This window comes from Nonomuraea sp. NPDC049486 (genome assembly GCF_040676925.1).
Taxonomy (GTDB): domain Bacteria; phylum Actinomycetota; class Actinomycetes; order Streptosporangiales; family Streptosporangiaceae; genus Nonomuraea; species Nonomuraea ferruginea.
Map to the genome: position 1 here is coordinate 220,535 of NZ_JBFAPV010000013.1, position 17,729 is coordinate 238,263.

At 70.9% G+C, this 17,729-nt stretch carries 17 protein-coding genes; 15 read left to right on the forward strand and 2 right to left on the reverse strand.

All coding sequences use genetic code 11. The features are described from left to right. Positions 1–57 precede the first annotated feature (57 nt). The 8 genes from AB0K05_RS33130 to AB0K05_RS33165 all read left to right on the forward strand — a co-directional run bounded on the left by AB0K05_RS33130 (position 58) and on the right by AB0K05_RS33165 (position 9,686). The gene (locus AB0K05_RS33130; RefSeq protein WP_246639258.1) at positions 58–1,302 is read left to right on the forward strand and encodes a replication-associated recombination protein A; all 1,245 of its coding nucleotides are present in this window, start codon (positions 58–60) and stop codon (positions 1,300–1,302) included. Between the two features lie 200 nt (positions 1,303–1,502). Then, positions 1,503–2,702, forward strand: a complete 1,200-nt coding sequence (locus tag AB0K05_RS33135) for a hypothetical protein (RefSeq protein WP_364234437.1) — start codon at positions 1,503–1,505, stop codon at positions 2,700–2,702. A 453-nt stretch (positions 2,703–3,155) separates the two neighbouring features. Next, positions 3,156–3,530 (forward strand): DUF948 domain-containing protein, encoded by a 375-nt coding sequence (locus tag AB0K05_RS33140; protein ID WP_219543314.1) that lies wholly within the window; start codon positions 3,156–3,158, stop codon positions 3,528–3,530. Beyond that, entirely contained in the window at positions 3,527–3,757 is a 231-nt protein-coding gene (locus AB0K05_RS33145; RefSeq protein WP_148031203.1) for a hypothetical protein, read from the forward strand. The genes AB0K05_RS33140 and AB0K05_RS33145 overlap by 4 nt, the downstream gene beginning before the upstream one ends. A 17-nt stretch (positions 3,758–3,774) precedes the next feature. Next, on the forward strand, positions 3,775–6,447 hold the full coding sequence (alaS, locus tag AB0K05_RS33150) for an alanine--tRNA ligase (RefSeq protein WP_364234441.1): 2,673 nt from the start codon (positions 3,775–3,777) through the stop codon (positions 6,445–6,447). 1 nt (position 6,448) lies between these two features. Then, complete coding sequence (gene ruvX, locus AB0K05_RS33155; RefSeq protein WP_364234443.1) at positions 6,449–6,919, forward strand: Holliday junction resolvase RuvX; 471 nt, start codon at positions 6,449–6,451, stop codon at positions 6,917–6,919. A 717-nt stretch (positions 6,920–7,636) separates the two neighbouring features. Continuing rightward, positions 7,637–8,800, forward strand: a complete 1,164-nt coding sequence (mltG, locus tag AB0K05_RS33160; protein WP_271279477.1) for an endolytic transglycosylase MltG — start codon at positions 7,637–7,639, stop codon at positions 8,798–8,800. 31 nt (positions 8,801–8,831) lie between these two features. After that, complete coding sequence (locus tag AB0K05_RS33165; RefSeq protein WP_364234447.1) at positions 8,832–9,686, forward strand: shikimate dehydrogenase; 855 nt, start codon at positions 8,832–8,834, stop codon at positions 9,684–9,686. Here the strand turns inward: AB0K05_RS33165 and AB0K05_RS33170 are convergent. Next, the gene (locus AB0K05_RS33170; RefSeq protein WP_364234450.1) at positions 9,661–10,077 is read right to left on the reverse strand and encodes a type II toxin-antitoxin system VapC family toxin; all 417 of its coding nucleotides are present in this window, start codon (positions 10,075–10,077) and stop codon (positions 9,661–9,663) included. The genes AB0K05_RS33165 and AB0K05_RS33170 overlap by 26 nt on opposite strands. Continuing rightward, complete coding sequence (locus AB0K05_RS33175) at positions 10,074–10,331, reverse strand: type II toxin-antitoxin system Phd/YefM family antitoxin (RefSeq protein WP_148031209.1); 258 nt, start codon at positions 10,329–10,331, stop codon at positions 10,074–10,076. The genes AB0K05_RS33170 and AB0K05_RS33175 overlap by 4 nt, the downstream gene beginning before the upstream one ends. Before the next feature lie 330 nt (positions 10,332–10,661). On the opposite strand from AB0K05_RS33175, the gene infC reads away from it, so the two are divergent. The 7 genes from infC (at position 10,662) to AB0K05_RS33210 (ending at position 17,696) form a co-directional block, all read left to right on the forward strand. After that, positions 10,662–11,249, forward strand: a complete 588-nt coding sequence (gene infC, locus AB0K05_RS33180; protein ID WP_219543471.1) for a translation initiation factor IF-3 — start codon at positions 10,662–10,664, stop codon at positions 11,247–11,249. Positions 11,250–11,371: 122 nt separating this feature from the next. Next, complete coding sequence (rpmI, locus tag AB0K05_RS33185; RefSeq protein ID WP_148031210.1) at positions 11,372–11,566, forward strand: 50S ribosomal protein L35; 195 nt, start codon at positions 11,372–11,374, stop codon at positions 11,564–11,566. A 23-nt stretch (positions 11,567–11,589) separates the two neighbouring features. Next, on the forward strand, positions 11,590–11,973 hold the full coding sequence (gene rplT / locus AB0K05_RS33190; protein ID WP_148031211.1) for a 50S ribosomal protein L20: 384 nt from the start codon (positions 11,590–11,592) through the stop codon (positions 11,971–11,973). 70 nt (positions 11,974–12,043) lie between these two features. Then, complete coding sequence (locus AB0K05_RS33195; RefSeq protein ID WP_219543311.1) at positions 12,044–12,847, forward strand: RNA methyltransferase; 804 nt, start codon at positions 12,044–12,046, stop codon at positions 12,845–12,847. Between the two features lie 50 nt (positions 12,848–12,897). Beyond that, positions 12,898–13,980, forward strand: coding sequence for an ATP-binding protein (locus AB0K05_RS33200; RefSeq protein WP_148031212.1), 1,083 nt, complete (start codon positions 12,898–12,900; stop codon positions 13,978–13,980). A gap of 120 nt (positions 13,981–14,100) precedes the next feature. Further along, positions 14,101–15,141, forward strand: coding sequence for a phenylalanine--tRNA ligase subunit alpha (gene pheS / locus AB0K05_RS33205; RefSeq protein WP_246639256.1), 1,041 nt, complete (start codon positions 14,101–14,103; stop codon positions 15,139–15,141). Then, on the forward strand, positions 15,141–17,696 hold the full coding sequence (locus AB0K05_RS33210; RefSeq protein WP_364234455.1) for a phenylalanine--tRNA ligase subunit beta: 2,556 nt from the start codon (positions 15,141–15,143) through the stop codon (positions 17,694–17,696). The genes pheS and AB0K05_RS33210 overlap by 1 nt, the downstream gene beginning before the upstream one ends. The last annotated feature ends 33 nt before the right edge of the window (positions 17,697–17,729 follow it).

Below are 17,729 nucleotides of genomic sequence, written 5' to 3' on the forward strand. Positions count from 1 at the left end.
GAGAGCTTGTTCGATTCGGCGGCCGAGGAGGCCACACCTCAGCCCCTGGCCGTGCGCATGCGTCCCCGCAGCCTCGACGAGGTGATCGGCCAGCGCCACCTGCTCGGCCCCGGCACGCCGCTGCGCCGGCTGGTCGAGAGCGAGGCGCCGATGTCGCTGTTCCTGTGGGGGCCGCCGGGCACCGGCAAGACCACCCTCGCCTACGTCGTGTCCAACGTCACCAAGCGCCGCTTCGTGGAGATCTCCGCCGTCTCCGCCGGCGTCAAGGACGTCCGCGCCGCCATCGACGCCGCCCGCCGCGAGCTCGGCATGAGCGGCCGCCAGACCGTGCTCTTCGTCGACGAGGTGCACCGCTTCAACAAGGCCCAGCAGGACGCCCTGCTGCCCGCCGTCGAGAACCGCTGGGTCACCTTCATCGGCGCCACCACCGAGAACCCGTTCTTCTCCGTCATCTCACCGCTGCTGTCGCGCTCGCTGCTGCTCACCCTCGAATCGCTCGGCGACGACGACGTCCGCGCGGTGCTGGAAAGGGCGGTGTCCGACGAGCGCGGGCTCGGCGGACGCGCCACGCTCGCCCCCGAGGCCCTCGACCAGCTCGTCCGCCTCGCCGGCGGCGACGCCCGCAGATCGCTGACCTACCTCGAAGCGGCGGCCCTGCTGTCCGACGACATCACGATCGAGGTGGTGGAGAAGGCCGTCGACAAGGCGGCCGTCCGCTACGACCGGCAGGGCGACCAGCACTACGACGTCATCAGCGCGTTCATCAAGTCGATGCGCGGCTCCGACGCCGACGCCGCGCTCCACTACCTGGCCCGCATGATCGAGGCGGGGGAGGACCCGCGCTTCATCGCCCGCCGCATCGTCATCTTCGCCTCCGAGGACGTCGGCATGGCCGACCCCGCCTGCCTGCAGACCGCGGTCGCCGCCGCCCAGGCGGTGCAGCTCATCGGCCTGCCCGAAGGCCAGATCAACCTCGCCCACGCGGTCATCCACTGCGCGCTGGCCCCCAAGTCCAACGCCGTGGTGAAGGCCATCGGCGCCGCCGTCGGCGACGTCCGGCGCGGCCTCATCGGCCAGGTGCCCGGCCACCTGCGCGACGCCCACTACCCCGGCGCGGCCAAGCTCGGCCACGGCGAGGCATACAAGTACCCCCACGACTTCGAGCACGGCCTCGTCCGCCAGGACTACGCGCCCGAGCAGATCCGCGACCGGCGCTACTACGAGCCCACCCGCCACGGCGCCGAGGCGCCGGTCGCCGAACGCTGGGCGCGCATCCGCGACTTCCTGCGCGGATCCCCATGATCCCGCCGCCTCTGGGCCATGCCGTTCACGGGCATGGGGGTCGCCGTGGCACCCCATCCATGAGCTCGTGGGTTCCCGAAACATGACCGACCACGAAGTTCCCAGGGATGCTCGGGAACGACCGACCACGACCTCCATGAACTCGGGGATGCCGGGGGCATGACCGACCACAACATTCCCGATCTCAGGGACGCCCGGTAATGACCGACCACCGCGCAGCCTTCGACGCGTCCATCACCTTCGGCAACGGCGGCGATCTGACCGTCCACGACTTCCGCGTCGACGTGCCCTCGCCCGGCGTCACCGAGGACGAGATCGCCGCCCTGTTCGTGGCCTCACTCGGGCTGTTGATGACCGACGCGGTCGAGCTCTCCAACGTGCGCGTCTTCCCCGAACCGCACAAAGGCACCCGAGGCGGCCCGAGCGACCGCACCGCCCCCGCGGCCTTCCACGGCCGCATCCTCCCTCTCGACACCCCCGCCACCCGCCTGGAACTCCCTGCCGGCGTAGCCGCTCCAGCGGCGCTCACGGGTACCGCAGCCGGCGTAGTCGGTCCTGCCGCAGCCTGCGGGGAGGGTTCGACTGATGTCGAGCGCGTCGCAGTCCGTGGGGAGGCTGCGGTCGGCCCGCTTGGGCCGGCCACAGGCCGAGGGGAGGCTGCGGCGGGTGTGGTCGGGCTTGCCGCAGTCTGCGGGGAGCGTTCGGCTGGTGTCGAGCACGCTGCGGTCCGTGAGGAGGTCGCGGTCGGCATGCTCGGGCCGGTCGCAGGCCGAGGAGAGGCCGCGGCGGGTGTGGCCGGGCTCGCCGCGGCCTGCAGGGAGACCGGAGCTGGTGGGTTTGGATCTGCCGTAGTCGGCGGGGAGGGCTCGGGTAGTGTCGAGCGCGCTGCAACTCCTGCGGAGCCCTCGGCGGGGTCGGACACGGGCCGAGGGGAGGCTTCTGCTGCTGAGGGGGAGGCTGCCGGAATCGGCCCGGAGACGGTGGTTGGTGGCGATGGGCCGTCAGTGACCCGCGAGGAGGCTATTGACGTTCTTGCACGTACGGTCGAGCTTCCCGCGGTGGTGGTGCGTGCCTCTGGGGCGGACTGGGAGACGATCGGCGTCGGTGCTCTGGCGCCCTTCGTCGTCCGCGGTCACGCGGTCCTCCTGCAGACCCAGGCCGGCGAGTGTCTGAGCGAGGCAGCCGCTCGCTGGCTCGTCTCACAGGCTGTCGCTCTGGTCGCCACCGATGCGCGCACGCTCGGCGCATCGCGGAGCCTCCTCCTGGAGGCAGGCATACCCGTCGCCGAGTCCCTCACCGGCCTGGAAGCGCTGCCGCCCACGGGCGCCTGCTTCACCGCTGTCCCGCCTCACGCCGCGTCGGGTGCCACCCCGGCCCGCGCGTACGCCCGCGTCCCGTAGCGGTCCCTCCCGGCGCGATACCACCCGCGAAGGCCGCCACGGGTTCCTGCACCGGCCTCGGCCGCCAAGGGCGCGTCCTCGTCCGCGATCTTCAGCCGGAAGTCTGGCCGGGCGACGATGGTGTCCTGCTCTGGGAGGGGGCAGCCCGCGTACCGGGCAGCGTCTCGAAGGCATCCGCACTCATACGGGGCCGCGTTGCGAAGGCATGCGCACTCGTACGGATCCGAACGGAATTCCCTCAGGGAACTTGGACGGGACCCCAGCCGCCACACCCGCACGGCGAGGAGGCCCATTTCCCGTACCAGAGGAGGGCCGGCGGGACGGGATGGCCGAGGTCAGGACCGGAACGGGCCTGGCACGGCACGTGATCAAGGACTCGGTCATCGCCGACCTCGTCCGCCGGACACGATAGGGTCTTGACGTTCCGGCCCAGCGTACGAGGGAGATGCGCGGATGCTTACCGCTGGAGAGGTCGCCGGGCTGATCGCGGCCACGGGATGGGTGGTCCTGGTCTGCGTTCTCACGATGGCGCTCCTCAAGCTCGCCAGGCTGCTCACCGAGACGACCAAGGCGGTCTCCGAGCTGAACGCCCGCCTGACGCCGCTGCTCGACGACATGAGCCTCACGGTCAACGAGACGAACCGGCAGCTCGTCGCCGTCGAGTCCATAGCCAGGGACGTCAAGCAGGTGACCGGCCACGCCGCCCGGCTCAGCGCCGTCACCCAGACCGTCTTCACCGGTCCGCTGATCAAGGTGTCGTCCCTCAGCTACGGCGTGCGCCGGGCCATCGAGGCCCGCAAGCCGCGCAGGACGGGGCGTCGGCGATGATCAGGCGGCTGTTCTACCTGTCGCTCGGCGCGTTCCTCTCCCTGTGGGTGATGCGCAAGCTGCAGGCGCTCCACCCCAACCACGTCGCCCGCAGGACCGCCCACGGTGCCGCGGGCATGCTCGAACAGGTGAGAGACTTTACTTCTGACGCGCTCGGCGAGGCCGCCGGCCGCGAAATCGAGTTGCGGGCCCGTTTCGGCCTCGACAACCCTGAACACAACGACTAACGCAAAGGACGGCCGCCATGGAGTCGGCAGAGATCGCCCGCCGCTTCCTGCGCTTCTTCGAGGAGCGTGGGCACAAAGTAGTGCCCTCGGCCAGCCTGATCGCTGAGGACCCGACGCTCCTCCTGGTTCCCGCCGGTATGGTGCCCTTCAAGCCGTACTTCCTGGGGCAGCGCAAGCCTCCGGCGTCTCGGCTGGCCACCGCGCAGAAATGCGTGCGCACCCCCGACATCGACGAGGTCGGCAGGACGACCCGCCACGCCACGTTCTTCCAGATGCTCGGCAACTTCTCCATCGGCGACTACTTCAAGGCCGAGGTGATCCCGTACGCCTGGGAGCTGCTCACCAAGCCCGAGTCCGAGGGCGGCTTCGGCTTCCCCGAGGACCGGCTGTGGGCGACGGTCTACCAGGACGACGACGAGGCGTTCGAGATCTGGCACAAGACGGTCGGCCTGCCCGCCGACCGCATCCAGCGGCGCGGCCTGGCCGACAACTACTGGCACATGGGCGTGCCCGGCCCCGGCGGCCCCTGCTCGGAGATCTACTACGACCGCGGCCCCGAGTACGGGCGCGAGGGCGGCCCCGTCGCCGACGAGGACCGCTACCTCGAGGTGTGGAACCTCGTGTTCATGCAGTACCAGCTCAGCGAGGTCCGCTCCAAGGTCGACTTCGACGTGGCCGGCGAGCTGCCCAGCAAGAACATCGACACCGGCATGGGCCTGGAGCGCATGGCGGCGATCCTGCAGGGCGTCGACAACATCTACGAGATCGACACCACCTACAAGATCCTCGACAAGGCGGCGGAGCTGACCGGCACCGCCTACGGCCGTGACCCGCGCACCGACGTGAGCCTGCGGGTCATCGCCGACCACGTGCGCGCCGGCACCATGCTGGTGGCCGACGGCGTCATGCCCGGCAACGAGGGCCGCGGCTACGTCCTGCGCCGCCTGCTCCGCCGCACCGTGCGCAACCTGCGCCTGCTCGGCTCCGGCGACCGGCGGCTCATGCACACCCTGACCGACGTGGCGATCAACGTCATGGGGGAGCAGTACGACGAGCTCAAGACCGACGCGCCGCAGATCCACGCGGTCATCGACGCCGAGGAGGCGTCGTTCCTCGGCACGCTCCGCACCGGCACCGCGATCTTCGACGTGGCCGTCGAGGAGACCAAGCGCAAGAAGGCGGCCACGCTTTCCGGCGAGCAGGCCTTCCAGCTCCACGACACCTACGGCTTCCCGATCGACCTCACCCTTGAGATGGCGGCCGAGCAGGGGCTCAAGGTCGACGAAGAGGGCTTCCGCCGCCTGATGAAGGAGCAGCGCGAGCGCGCCAAGGCCGACGCGGCGGCGAAGAAGATCGGCAACGCCGACGTCTCCATCTTCGGCCGGCTCCTGGAGGAGGCGGGCAAGGTCGAGTTCCTCGGCTACGACGAGACCGCGGCCGACACCACGATCGTCGGCATCCTCGTCGACGGCGCGCCGGTGCCGGCGGCGGGCGCGGGCACCGAGGTCGAGGTCGTGCTCGGCCGCACCCCGTTCTACGCCGAGGGCGGCGGCCAGCTCGCCGACCAGGGCGTCATCCGCACCGGCGGCGCCGAGGTCGAGATCCTCGACGTGCAGTCGCCGATCGGGGGCCTCGTCGTCCACCGCGGCAGGATCCGCAGCGGCGAGCTCAAGACCGGCGACGAGGCGCACGCCGAGATCGACCTGGAGCGGCGGCGGGCGATCTCGCGCAGCCACAGCGCCACCCACATGGTCCACCGCGGCTTCAAGAACGCGCTCGGCGAGACGGCGGCCCAGGCGGGCTCCGAGAACTCGCCCGGCCGCTTCCGCTTCGACTTCACCGCCGCGGGCGCGGTCCCGCAGAGCGTGCTGCGCGACGTCGAGGACGAGGTCAACGCCGTCCTCGTCAACGACCTCAAGGTCAACGCCTTCTACACCTCGCAGGCCGAGGCCAGGGCGATGGGCGCGCTGGCGATGTTCGGCGAGAAGTACGGCGACGAGGTCCGCGTGGTCGAGATCGGCGACTACTCCCGCGAGCTCTGCGGCGGCACCCACGTCCACAGCTCCGGCCAGCTCGGCCTGGTCAAGGTGCTGGCCGAGCAGTCGGTGGGCGCGGGCGTGCGCCGCGTCGAGGCGCTGGTCGGCATCGACGCCTTCCGCTACCTGGCGCGGGAGAGCGTGCTGGTCTCGCAGCTCACCGAGCAGCTCAAGGCGCGCCGCGAGGAGCTGCCCGAGCGCGTCGAGGGCATCGTCACCCGGCTCCGCGCGGCGGAGAAGGAGCTGGAGAAGGTCCGCTCCGCCCAGGTGCTGCAGGTGGCCGGCGAACTCGCGGGCAAGGCCACCGACCTGCACGGAGTGTCCGTCGTGACACACCGCGCGCCTGATGGCACGAACGCCGACGATCTGCGTAAGCTCGCGCTGGACGTACGCGGCAGGTTCCCGTCCGACCGGCCGGCGGTGATCGTTGTCGCCGGCGTCCCCTCCGACCGGCCCGTGGTGGTCGCCGCGGTCAACGAGGCGGGACGCGAGCGCGGGCTCAAGGCCGGACGACTGGTCGGCGTCGCCGCCAAGGCGCTTGGAGGTGGCGGTGGCGGCAAGGACGACGTCGCACAGGGCGGCGGCAGCCGTCCCGAGGCGATCGGCGACGCGCTGCGGCTCGTCGAACAGGCCATCACGGAGCAGCTCGGCTGACATGAGGTTCGGCACACGGCTCGGCGTCGACGTCGGGTCGGTTCGCATCGGCGTGGCGCGCAGCGACCCATTGGGGATGCTCGCCACGCCGGTGGAGACCGTCAAGCGCGGCAAGGGCGACCTCGACCGCATCGCCGCGATCGCCGCCGAGCACGAGGCGATCGAAGTGGTGGTGGGGCTGCCCACGTCGCTCTCGGGGCGCCAGGGCGCCGCCGCGGCGCTCGCCCGCGAGTTCGCGGGCCTGCTCGCGGCCCGGCTGGCCCCGACGCCGGTCCGGCTCTTCGACGAGCGGCTCACCACGGTCGCCGCGCAGCACGGGCTGCGCGCCAGCGGCGTGCGGGCCAAGAAGCAGCGCGGAGTCATCGACCAGGCGGCGGCGGTGGTGCTGCTGCAGGACGCCCTCGACTCCGAACGCGCCACCGACAGGCCGCCGGGCCACCCCGTCACCCCGCCCGGCGACCCCGCCTCATGACGGGCCGCCGGCCACCCCCGCACATCTCACCCACCCATCCGCGCGCCTTCGCGCTCCGGCCTGCCCGGACGGCTTCCCGCGCGCCGGTTCCGCGCGAGGTCCCCGCTGGTCGCGCGGTGGTACGGAAGAGGACGCGCGCAGATGCTTCGTCCGATTCGCCCGGAAACACAGGCGGTTGTGAACGGGTTCGTGTGTGTGCCGTTTTCGGGGGAAGACTCGCATTTGTGAGCAGGACGCCCCTGCCGTTGAAGATCGCTAAAGTGGGCGGGCACGCTCATGCCGGAACGGACGTCTCGTACCGGCGTGTACCCGTCACTCTGGGTGAACCGTCCGCTCGCACGCCAGGCGGCGGACACACAGCCGAGGGTTCGGGCAGCAGGTTTGGTAGCCAACCTCAGGTGCATAGAATCACCCAATTCACCCGCAAAGAGAGCGAGTTCGTGAGATACCGGAAAGAGCCGAACGAGAGACTCGGGACGAACTCATGCTCACCGGGCCAGTAACCGCAGTTCGGGAGGACGTCGCACCATCCAGGCGACCCTTCCGAGCCGGGACACACGCGCTCTTTCCATCCTCTAGCATGGCTACCCACAGTGACCTCGGCCGGTCGTCAGGGCGTGACCGGCGCATCCCCCTCATCCGCTCGGTGACCCCCCGCCGCCAGGCGCTCCCAATCGGCGCCGGGCCAGCAGTACCGGGAGATTGGCCAGCTCACCTATGAACGATCTCGACGACATGGACTTCCTGCTCGGTTCGGATGACGACGACGGCCGCGGCAGGCGCCGGGGCCGGGGCCGCAACGGCCGGCGGGGCAGCAGGCGGCGGCGCCGCCGCAACCGGGGCGGCTTCCTCGCCCCGCTGCTCGCCTTCATCATCCTGGCCGGCATCATCGGCGGCGGCGGCTACTACGGCTACCGATGGGTCAGCGACGCGCTGGTGCCCGACGACTACACCGGCCAGGGCACGGGCGAGGTCGTCATCGAGATCAAGGACGGCCAGAGCGCCTCCGAGGTGGCGCAGGAGCTGCAGCGGCAGGGTGTCGTCGCCAGCGCCAGGGCCTTCACCAACGCCATCGACAGCGCGGGCAAGAGCTCCTCCCTGCAGCCCGGCACGTACAAGCTGCGCAAGCAGATGGCCGCGGCCGAGGCGGTCAAGCTGCTCGACCCGGGCAACCTGATCGTGGCCAAGGCGACGATCAAGGAAGGCCTACGGCTGTCCGACACCTTCAAGCAGCTCGCCGAGAAGACCGGCAAGAAGCCGAAGGATTTCGAGAACGCGGCCAAGAGCGCCGAGGATCTCGGACTGCCCTCGTACGCCAAGGGCAAGCTGGAGGGCTACGTCTTCCCCGCCACGTACGACTTCCAGCCGAAAGCCACCCCGGCCGAGATGCTCGCGCAGATGATCGAGCGGTTCAACCAGACGGCCGAGAAGTTCGAGCTGGAGTCCAGCGCCAAGAAGATGGGCTACACGCCGCACGAGATGATCACCATCGCCAGCATCATCCAGGCGGAGGCGGGCCGTCACGAGGACATGCCGAAGATCGCGCGGGTCATCTACAACCGGATGAACCACGAGCCGGAGATGACGCTGTCGATGGACAGCACGGTCATGTACGCCTGGCGCCGCTACCGCACCAGGGCGACGCACGCCGAGCTGGAGATCAAGTCTCCGTACAACACGTACAAGAACCTCGGCCTGCCGCCCGGCCCGATCGCCAACCCCGGTGACCACGCCATCGAGGCGGCGCTCAACCCCGCCAAGGGGCCGTGGCTGTTCTTCGCCGCCACCGACCCGAAGAGCAACGTCACCAAGTTCGCCACCACCGACGCGGAGTTCCAGGCGCTCCTCGCCGAGCTGGAGCGGAACTCGTCCGGCGGCTGACCCGTATGATGGCGGACCGAAAGGGGGGTGCATGCGAGCTGCCGTGATGGGCTCGCCGATCGCCCACTCGCTCTCGCCGCACCTGCACCGGGCCGCCTACCGTGAGATGGGGCTGTCCGGCTGGAGCTACGACGCGTTCGAGTGCGACGAGGCGGCGCTGCCTGGCCTGCTGCGCGAGCTGCGCCCGGTGCGCGGCGAAGGGCCGGAGGAGCCGGGCACGTGGGCCGGGCTGTCGCTGACCATGCCGCTCAAGCGCGCCGTGCTGCCGCTGCTCGACACCGTGTCCGAGGTGGCGCTGGAGGTCGGCGGGGCCAACACCGTGGTGTTCGCCGGCGGCGCCGCCCACGGCCACAACACCGACGTCCACGGCATCGAGCAGGCCCTGGCCGAGGCGGGGGTGCCCGCGCCGCGCTCGGCGACCGTGCTGGGCGGCGGCGCCACCGCCTGCTCGACCCTGGCCGCGCTGCGCGACCTCGGTCTGCACGAGGCCACGCTGGTGGTCCGCGACCCGGCACGGGCGGGCGAGACGGTGGGCGCGGCCGAGCGGCTCGGGATGGCGCTGGCCGTGCAGATGTTCGACAAGCTCGACACGGTCCTCGGGGTCGACCTGGTGGTCTCCACCCTGCCGGGCGGCGCCGCCGACGCGCACGCCGACCGGCTGGCCGGTGTGCCCGCGCTGTTCGACGTGGTCTACTCGCCCTGGCCGACCCGGGCGGCGGCGGCCGTCGAGGCGGCGGGCGGCATCGTGATCGGCGGTTTCCCGATGCTGCTCCACCAGGCGGTGCGCCAGGTGGAGCTGATGACGGGCCGCGCCGACGTCCCGGTGGCGGCGATGCGAGCGGCCGGCGAGGCCGAGATCCTCAGACGGGCCAGTCGAACGGGTTGACCATCTTCACGGCCAGGCCGTCGAAGTCCTTGACGTTGCGAGTGACCAGCGTGAGACTACGGGCGCGGGCCGTGGCGGCGATGAGGCCGTCGACGACGGGGAGCGGTCGCTTGGAGTGCAGCCGTCCCCACTCTTCGGCCACGTCGGTCGTGATCGGTATGATCCGCGTGCTGAATTCGCGCTGGAGCCTGTCGAGCCAGGCCTCGTAGACCCCGGACTGCGCCGGGTCGCGGCGGCGCAGCTGCTCGACGCCTTTGCGGATCTCACCCAGCACAAGGACGCTCAGGTGCAGGATGGGGCCGTTGGTGCTGTCCAGCCAGGCCTGCACATGCGGGTCTCGCGAGCGCTTGGTCATCTCTGACACGACGTTCGTGTCGAGGAGGTGGCTCACCAGCCGTCACCGAAGTCGACTTCCCGAGGCAGGTCCCGGGAGCGGGTCAGCTCCAAATCGGACAGGTCTGGTCCGTTGAGCAGGAATTCCTTGAAGTCCGGCTGCTCGCCCTTGAACCGGCGGTACTCTTCCATGTCGATGATCACCGCCACGTCCAACCCGTGACGGGTGACGATCTGCGGTCCCTCGTCGTGCGCCTTCCTGACGACCTCGCTGAAACGCTGCTTGGCCTCCTGAAGCTGCCAAACGCCCATGAAGCCCCTCCTTCTGTCCAGGCTGGACAGAAGTTTATCAGGGCGGCCGCCACCCACGGGGAAGATTCGAGGTCGCGCCGGTGTTGTGGTAGCGTAGCTCTCTGATCGGTCCGGCATGCCATTGCTGGACGCGCAAGCGGAGGTCTCCCTCCCACCCGAGCGGCCGAAAGGTGGCCGGGTCAAGGATCACGCCGGACTACTCCGGGGAGCTTGAAGGCCACGATGCCGAAGAGCTCAGTGGCCCCGCATGCGCGACGTGCGGGGCTTTTCGCGTTTCGCGGGAGCTCCCGGCACGACGAGCACGTAGGGATCGCAAACCTAGGAGGCCCCATCAGCACTGAGCCCCGCATCAACGAGCGTATCCGAGTTCCCGAGGTGCGCCTCGTGGGCCCGAACGGCGAGCAGGTGGGCATCGTGTCCATCCACGACGCACTCAAGCTCGCCCAGGAAGCCGACCTTGACCTCGTCGAGGTCGCGGCGACGGCTCGACCGCCCGTGTGCAAGCTCATGGACTACGGAAAGTTCAAGTACGAGTCCGCGATGAAGGCGCGCGAGGCGCGCAAGAATCAGGCGCACACGATCATCAAGGAGATCAAGCTCCGGCCGAAGATCGACCCGCACGACTACGAGACCAAGAAGGGTCACGTCGTCCGGTTCCTCAAGGCGGGAGACAAGGTCAAAGTCACGATCATGTTCAGGGGCCGTGAGCAGTCCCGGCCCGAGCTGGGATTCAGGCTTCTGCAGCGGCTCGCGCAGGACGTCCAGGAGCTCGGCTTCGTGGAGTCCCAGCCCAAGCAGGACGGCCGCAACATGATCATGGTGATCGGTCCGCACAAGAAGAAGGCCGAGGCCAAGGCCGAGAAGGCCGCCGCCAAGGCCCAGCATGGCAGCGAGGAGCCCTCCAAGCAGGAGGCGTGACCCGCGGCTCGGGTTAGCCTTACTGGCGCACCCCCGAGCAGCCAGACGAAGACGCCGAAGACCGGGCCGGCTCCGCCGCCGGCCCGGCCACCGGCACGACCGAATTGAGGAGAGACGGCGAGATGCCGAAGATGAAGACGCACAGCGGTGCGAAGAAGCGGTTCCGGCTTACCGGCACCGGCAAGGTGAAGCGCCGCCGCGCCAACCGCGCTCACTACAACGAGTGGAAGTCGTCTAAGCTGACGCGCCGTCTCAAGAACGAGGTCGTCCTTTCCGAGGCCGACACCAAGAAGATCAAGAAGCTGCTCGGCAAGTAGCGCGAACCCCCGGGGAGAATAAAATGGCACGCGTGAAGCGGGCGCTCAACGCCAAGAAGAAGCGCAAGGTCGTTCTCGAGCGGGCAACCGGTTACCGTGGCCAGCGGTCGCGGCTCTACCGCAAGGCCAAGGAGCAGATGCTCCACTCGATGACGTACGCCTATCGGGACCGCAAGGACCGCAAGGGCGCCTTCCGCCGTCTGTGGATCCAGCGGATCAACGCCGCGGCTCGTCAGAACGGCATCACCTACAACCGCCTCATCCAGGGCCTGCGCCTGGCCAACATCGAGGTGGACCGCAAGATCCTCGCCGATCTCGCGGTGAACGACAGCCAGACCTTCGCCACGCTCGTCGAGGCCGCCAAGAAGGCGCTGCCCGCGAACGTGAACGCGCCGGCCGCGGGCTGACCCGAATTCTGCGGGAAGGGCTCACCCGAGTGGTGGGCCCTTTTCCATGCACGCACCCAACAGGAGTGAGATGGCCGGAGCCGAGCTGACCAACGTCCGGTCGCCGCGGGTCAAGGCGGCTCGCAGGCTCACCAAACGCGCCTTCCGGGACCAGGACCGCAAGTTCCTGGCCGAGGGCCCGCAGGCGGTGCGCGAGGCGCTCAAGCTGGACGGGATCACGCTGGAGCTGTTCACCACCGCCGAGGCCGAGGCGCGCCATCCCGAGCTGGTCGGCACGGCCGCCGACCAGGGCGTCCCGGTCCACCGGGCCAGCGGCGAAGTCATGGCCGAGCTGTCGCAGACCGTCACCCCGCAGGGCCTGGTCGCCGTCTGCCGGCCGGTGCACGTGCCGCTCGACGACGCCCTGCCCGAGGCCGCCCGCCTGGTGGCGGTGCTCGCGCACGTGCGCGACCCGGGCAACGCCGGCACCGTCATGCGCGCCGCCGACGCCGCGGGCGCGGACGCGGTGCTCTTCACCGATGCCAGCGTGGATCCGTACAACGGCAAGTGCGTGCGCGCCAGCGCGGGTAGCCTGTTCCACGTGCCCGTGGCCGTCGGCGCCCCGGTCGCGCAGGCCGTGCGCCGGCTGAAGGAGCGTGGGCTGCGCGTGCTCGCGGCGGACGGCGCGGGCCGCCACACGCTCGACGACGTCGACCTGTCGGGGCCCACCGCGTGGATCTTCGGCAACGAGGCGTGGGGCCTTCCCGAAGAGGTGCTCGGGCTGGCCGACGATGTGGTGCGCGTGCCCATCTACGGACAGGCCGAGAGCCTCAATCTGGCCACCGCCGCGGCGGTGTGCCTTTACTCCTCCGCCAGGGCTCAGCGAGTGCCCTAGGCGGCGGGAAACCCGCTATTGTCGGCCTTGGAGGCGGAGGAGGCGAGGTCGTGCACGGCGCAGACACCGATGGGCGGCTGGTTGCCGCCGCGTGCACGATAGCGATCGACGATCTCCCTGACGGGCTCGTCGTCGCCGACCGGTTCGGCCGCGTGCTCGCGGTCAACCGCGCCGCCGCCCGGCTCACCGGCGTCACGCCCGAACGCGCCGTCGGCCGCGACATGAACGAGGTGTTCCCGTTCCGCGACAACGACGGCCGCGACTGGTGGAAGGCGCTCGATCCCGAGGGCGGCCTGCGCACCCGCAGCCGCGTCCCGGAGAAGCCCCTCCACCTGCCCGGCCGCCAGGAGCTGTACGTGACCGCGCGGTTCGTCCGTGAGCCGGAGCGGTGCGGCGACGTCGAGCGGGTGGCGATCACGCTGCGCGACGGCGGCGCCCGGGCCCGGCTGGAGCGCAGCCGCGCCGACCTGGTCTCCACGGTCGCCCACGAGCTGCGCTCGCCGCTGACCAGCGTCAAGGGGTTCACCGCGACGCTGCTCGCCAAATGGGGCCGCTTCACCGAAGAGCAGAAGCTCGTCATGCTCGAGACCGTCAACAACGACGCCGATCGCGTCACCCGGCTCATCACCGAGCTGCTCGACGTCTCCCGCATCGAGTCCGGCCGGCTGGAGCTGCGCCGCCAGGTCGTCGACATCCCCGCCAGGGCCCGACGGGTCGTCGCCGGGCGGGTCGCGGCGGGCGAGCAGGAGGACCGCTTCCGCCTCATCACGGGTGACGATCTTCCCGAAATGTGGCTTGACCAGGACAAGGTTGACCAGATCCTGGCTAACCTGGTGGAAAACGCGGTGCGTCACGGTCGAGGCACCGTGACCATCGAGATCGAGTCCGTCGGGTGGGGAGTGGCCGTGTCGGTGCGCGATCAGGGCGAGGGCGTCAGGCCCGAGGTGGCCCCGCGCGTATTCAGGCAGTTCTGGCGCGGCAACAGCCGCAAGCGTGGCGGCACCGGCCTCGGCCTGTTCATCGTCAAGGGGCTGGTGGAGGCCCACGGCGGCACCATCACCGTGCAGCAGGCGCCCGAGGGCGGGGCGGAGTTCCGATTTACCGTGCCCACCGGCACGCCCGACTTCGCGTGACACCGGGACCGGTGGGCCACCACTAGACTTTTCCCGCTCAAGCCCTGGATACGGAGCTCACTCTTGTCTGACTACGACCCGGTCGAGGTCACCCCGCTGCACGCCGACGAGGTGTCCCGGATGGAGGCCGACGCCATCGCGGCGATCAAGGCGGCCGGCAGCCTCGACGCACTCAAGCAGGCCAGGCTGGCGCACTCCGGCGACCGCTCGCCCCTCGCCCTGGCCAACCGCGAGATCGGCGCCCTGCCGCCCGCCGCCCGTGCCGAGGCGGGCAAGCGGGTCGGCACCGCCCGCAGAGCCGTCGCCGAGGCGCTGGCCGCCCGGCAGGCCGAGCTGGAGGCCGAGCGCGACGCCCGGGTGCTCGTCGAGGAGACCGTCGACGTCACCCTGCCGTGGGACCGCCGCCCGCGCGGCGCCCGCCACCCGCTGACCACGCTGCAGGAGCGCATCGCCGACACGTTCGTCGCGATGGGCTACGAGGTGGCCGAAGGCCCCGAGCTCGAAGGCGAGTGGTTCAACTTCGAGGCGCTCAACATCGCCAAGGACCACCCGGCCCGCTCCGAGCACGACACGTTCTTCGTCGGCTCCACCGACTCGGGCATGGTGCTGCGCACGCAGACCTCGCCGCTGCAGATCCGTGCCCTGCTGGAGCGCGGCGCGCCGTGTTACGCGATCGCGCCCGGCAAGACCTTCCGCACCGACGAGCTCGACGCCACCCACACGCCGGTCTTCCACCAGACCGAGGGCCTGGCCGTCGACAAGGGCCTCACCATGGCCCACCTCAAGGGCACGCTCGACCGGTTCGCCGAGGTCATGTTCGGTGAGGGCATCACCACCAGGTTCCGGCCCAACTACTTCCCCTTCACCGAGCCGTCCGCCGAGATGGACCTCAAGTGCTTCGTCTGCCGCGGCGCCTCGGCGGTGCCCGGCAACCCGCCCTGCCGCACCTGCAAGAACGAGGGCTGGATCGAGTGGGGCGGCTGCGGCATGGTCAACCCGCGGGTGCTGGTCGCCTGCGGCATCGACCCGTCGGTCTACTCCGGGTTCGCCTTCGGGATGGGCATCGAGCGGACGCTGATGTTCCGCCACAACGCCGAGGACATGCGCGACATGATCGAGGGAGACGTGCGCTTCACGCTCCCGTTCGGAATGGAGATCTGATGAGGGTCCCGCTTTCCTGGCTGCGGGAGTATGTCGATCTCCCGGCGGTCACCGCCCAAGAGGTGGCTGACAAGCTCACGGCCGCCGGGCTCAAGCTGGAGTCCATCGCCTCCCACGGCCACGACGTCAAGAACGTCGTCGTCGGCGAGGTGCTGGAGATCGAGGAGCTGACCGGCTTCAAGAAGCCGATCCGCCACTGCCGGGTCGAGGTCGGCGAGCCGACGCCGCGCGAGATCGTCTGCGGCGCCACCAACTTCGCCGTCGGCGACCGCGTCCCCGTGGTGCTGCCCGGCGGCGTGCTGCCCGGAGGGTTCGAGGTCGGCGCCCGCAAGACCTACGGCCGCCTGTCCGAGGGCATGATCTGCTCGGAGCGCGAGCTGGGCCTGGGCGAGGACCACGCGGGCATCATGGTGCTGCCCGCCGGCACCCCCGTCGGCGCCGACGTGGTGGAGCTGCTCGGCCTGCGCGACGACGTGATCGAGCTGGAGATCACCCCCGACATCGGCTACGCGCTGTCGATCCGGGGCGTGGCCCGCGAGGTCGCGATCGCGTTCGGGGCGGCGTTCCGCGACCCCGCCGACGTGCGGCCGCCCGAGCACACCAGCCGGGCCTGGCCGGCCTACATCGACGACCCGACCGCGTGCGACCGGTTCGTGCTGCGCCAGGTCACCGGCTTCGACCCGGAGGCCAAGAGCCCGCTGTGGATGCGCACCCGGCTCATCCGGGCCGGCATGCGGCCGGTGTCGCTGGCCGTCGACATCACCAACTACCTCATGCTGGAGCTCGGCCAGCCGCTGCACGCCTTCGACACCGACAAGCTCACCGGCGAGATCGTGGTGCGGCGCGCGCTGCCGGGCGAACGGCTGGAGACGCTCGACCACGTCGTGCGCGACCTCGACCCCGACGACATCCTCATCACCGACCAGTCGGGGCCGATCTCCATGGCCGGCACCATGGGCGGCCTGGAGACCGAGATCTCCGACGGCTCCACCGAGATCGTCATCGAGGCCGCCCACTTCTCGGCCACCGGCATCTCCCGCGAGTCCCGCCGCCACAACCTCGTCTCCGAGGCGTCCAAGCGGTTCGAGCGCGGCGTCGACCGTGAGCTGCCGCTCGTCGCCTCCTGGCGGGCCGTGAGCATGCTGGCCGAGCTGGGCGGCGCCACCATCGTGCCCGGGGTCACGCACGCCGAGGTCGAGGTCAGGCCCGCCCGCGTGTCGATCCCGGCCGCCCACCCCGGTGACATCGCCGGCATGCCGTACGCGAAAGAGACCGTCGTGCGCAGGCTGGAGCAGATCGGCTGCGTCGTGGTCGACGGCGACGACCCGGCCGTGCGCGAGGGCGGCGTCGACCCGACCGGCGTGGTCACCGGGGGCGAGCTGGCGGCCAGGCTGGCCGTCAAGGGCGACGACATGATCACGGTGACCCCGCCGTCGTGGCGGCCCGACCTCACCGACCCCAGCGACCTCGCCGAAGAGGTCATCCGGCTGGAAGGGTACGAGCGGCTGCCGTCCGTGCTGCCCAGCGCCCCCGCGGGGGCAGGGCTCACGGAGGGCCAGCGGCTGCGCAGGAGGGTCGGCCGGGCGCTGGCCGAAGCGGGCTACGCCGAGGTGCTGGCCTACCCGTTCATCAGCGCCGACGACTTCGACCGGCTGCAGCTGCCCGCCGACGACGCCCGCCGCCGCGCGATGCGGCTGGCCAACCCGCTGGGCGAGGACGAGCCGCTGATGCGCACCACGCTGCTGCCCGGGCTGCTCAAGACCCTGGTACGCAACGTCGGGCGCGGCTTCGCCGACGTGGCCCTGTTCGAGGCCGGCGCCGTCTACCGGCCGCGCGAGGGGGCGCCCGAGGCGGCCCCCGTGCTCGGCGTCGAGCGGCGGCCCACCGAGGAGGAGCTGGCCTCGATCGAGGCGGCGCTGCCCGACCAGCCGTGGCGGGTCGCGGTGGTGCTCGCCGGCGAGTTCGAGCGCTCCGGCTGGTGGGGCGCGGGCCGGCAGGCGTCGTGGGCCGACGCGGTGCAGGCCGGACGGATCGTCGCGGCCGAGGCCGGGCTGGAGCTGTCGGTCGTGGCCGACCAGCACGAGCCGTGGCACCCGGGCCGGTGCGCCGCCCTCTACCTCGGCGACCTGCTCGTCGGCCACGCGGGCGAGCTCCACCCGCGGGTCATCGAGGCCTACGGGCTGCCGCCGCGCACGGCCGCGCTGGAGCTGGAGCTGACCCGCCTGGAGACGGCCATGCGCGGCCCGGCCCAGGCTCCGGCCATCTCCGCCTACCCGGTCGCCACCCAGGACGTCGCGCTGATCGTGCCCGACTTCACCCCGGTGGCCGACGTCGAGGCGGCGCTCCGCGACGGCGCGGGTGAGCTGCTGGAGTCGGTGCGGCTGTTCGACGTCTACGCCGGTGCCCAGGTGGGCGAGGGCAACAAGTCGCTCGCGTACGCGATGCGTTTCCGCGCCCCCGACCGCACGCTGACGGCCGAGGAGATCTCCGCCGCCCGCGACGCCGCCGTGGCGCTCGCCGCCGACCGCGTCGGCGCCCAGCTGCGCTCTGCCTGACGCGTCAAGGGCCGGTACGGGTTCGTACCGGCC

Bases quoted from the DNA above. Each gene is read 5' to 3' on its own strand.
- AB0K05_RS33130 (WP_246639258.1), top strand. From the start codon at position 58: ATGCGTCCCCGCAGCCTCGACGAGGTGATCGGCCAGCGCCACCTGCTC.
- AB0K05_RS33135 (WP_364234437.1), top strand. From the start codon at position 1,503: ATGACCGACCACCGCGCAGCCTTCGACGCGTCCATCACCTTCGGCAAC.
- AB0K05_RS33140 (WP_219543314.1), top strand. From the start codon at position 3,156: ATGCTTACCGCTGGAGAGGTCGCCGGGCTGATCGCGGCCACGGGATGG.
- AB0K05_RS33145 (WP_148031203.1), top strand. From the start codon at position 3,527: ATGATCAGGCGGCTGTTCTACCTGTCGCTCGGCGCGTTCCTCTCCCTG.
- alaS (WP_364234441.1), top strand. From the start codon at position 3,775: ATGGAGTCGGCAGAGATCGCCCGCCGCTTCCTGCGCTTCTTCGAGGAG.
- ruvX (WP_364234443.1), top strand. From the start codon at position 6,449: ATGAGGTTCGGCACACGGCTCGGCGTCGACGTCGGGTCGGTTCGCATC.
- mltG (WP_271279477.1), top strand. From the start codon at position 7,637: ATGAACGATCTCGACGACATGGACTTCCTGCTCGGTTCGGATGACGAC.
- AB0K05_RS33165 (WP_364234447.1), top strand. From the start codon at position 8,832: ATGCGAGCTGCCGTGATGGGCTCGCCGATCGCCCACTCGCTCTCGCCG.
- AB0K05_RS33175 (WP_148031209.1), bottom strand. From the start codon at position 10,331: ATGGGCGTTTGGCAGCTTCAGGAGGCCAAGCAGCGTTTCAGCGAGGTC.
- rpmI (WP_148031210.1), top strand. From the start codon at position 11,372: ATGCCGAAGATGAAGACGCACAGCGGTGCGAAGAAGCGGTTCCGGCTT.
- rplT (WP_148031211.1), top strand. From the start codon at position 11,590: ATGGCACGCGTGAAGCGGGCGCTCAACGCCAAGAAGAAGCGCAAGGTC.
- AB0K05_RS33195 (WP_219543311.1), top strand. From the start codon at position 12,044: ATGGCCGGAGCCGAGCTGACCAACGTCCGGTCGCCGCGGGTCAAGGCG.
- pheS (WP_246639256.1), top strand. From the start codon at position 14,101: ATGGAGGCCGACGCCATCGCGGCGATCAAGGCGGCCGGCAGCCTCGAC.
- AB0K05_RS33210 (WP_364234455.1), top strand. From the start codon at position 15,141: ATGAGGGTCCCGCTTTCCTGGCTGCGGGAGTATGTCGATCTCCCGGCG.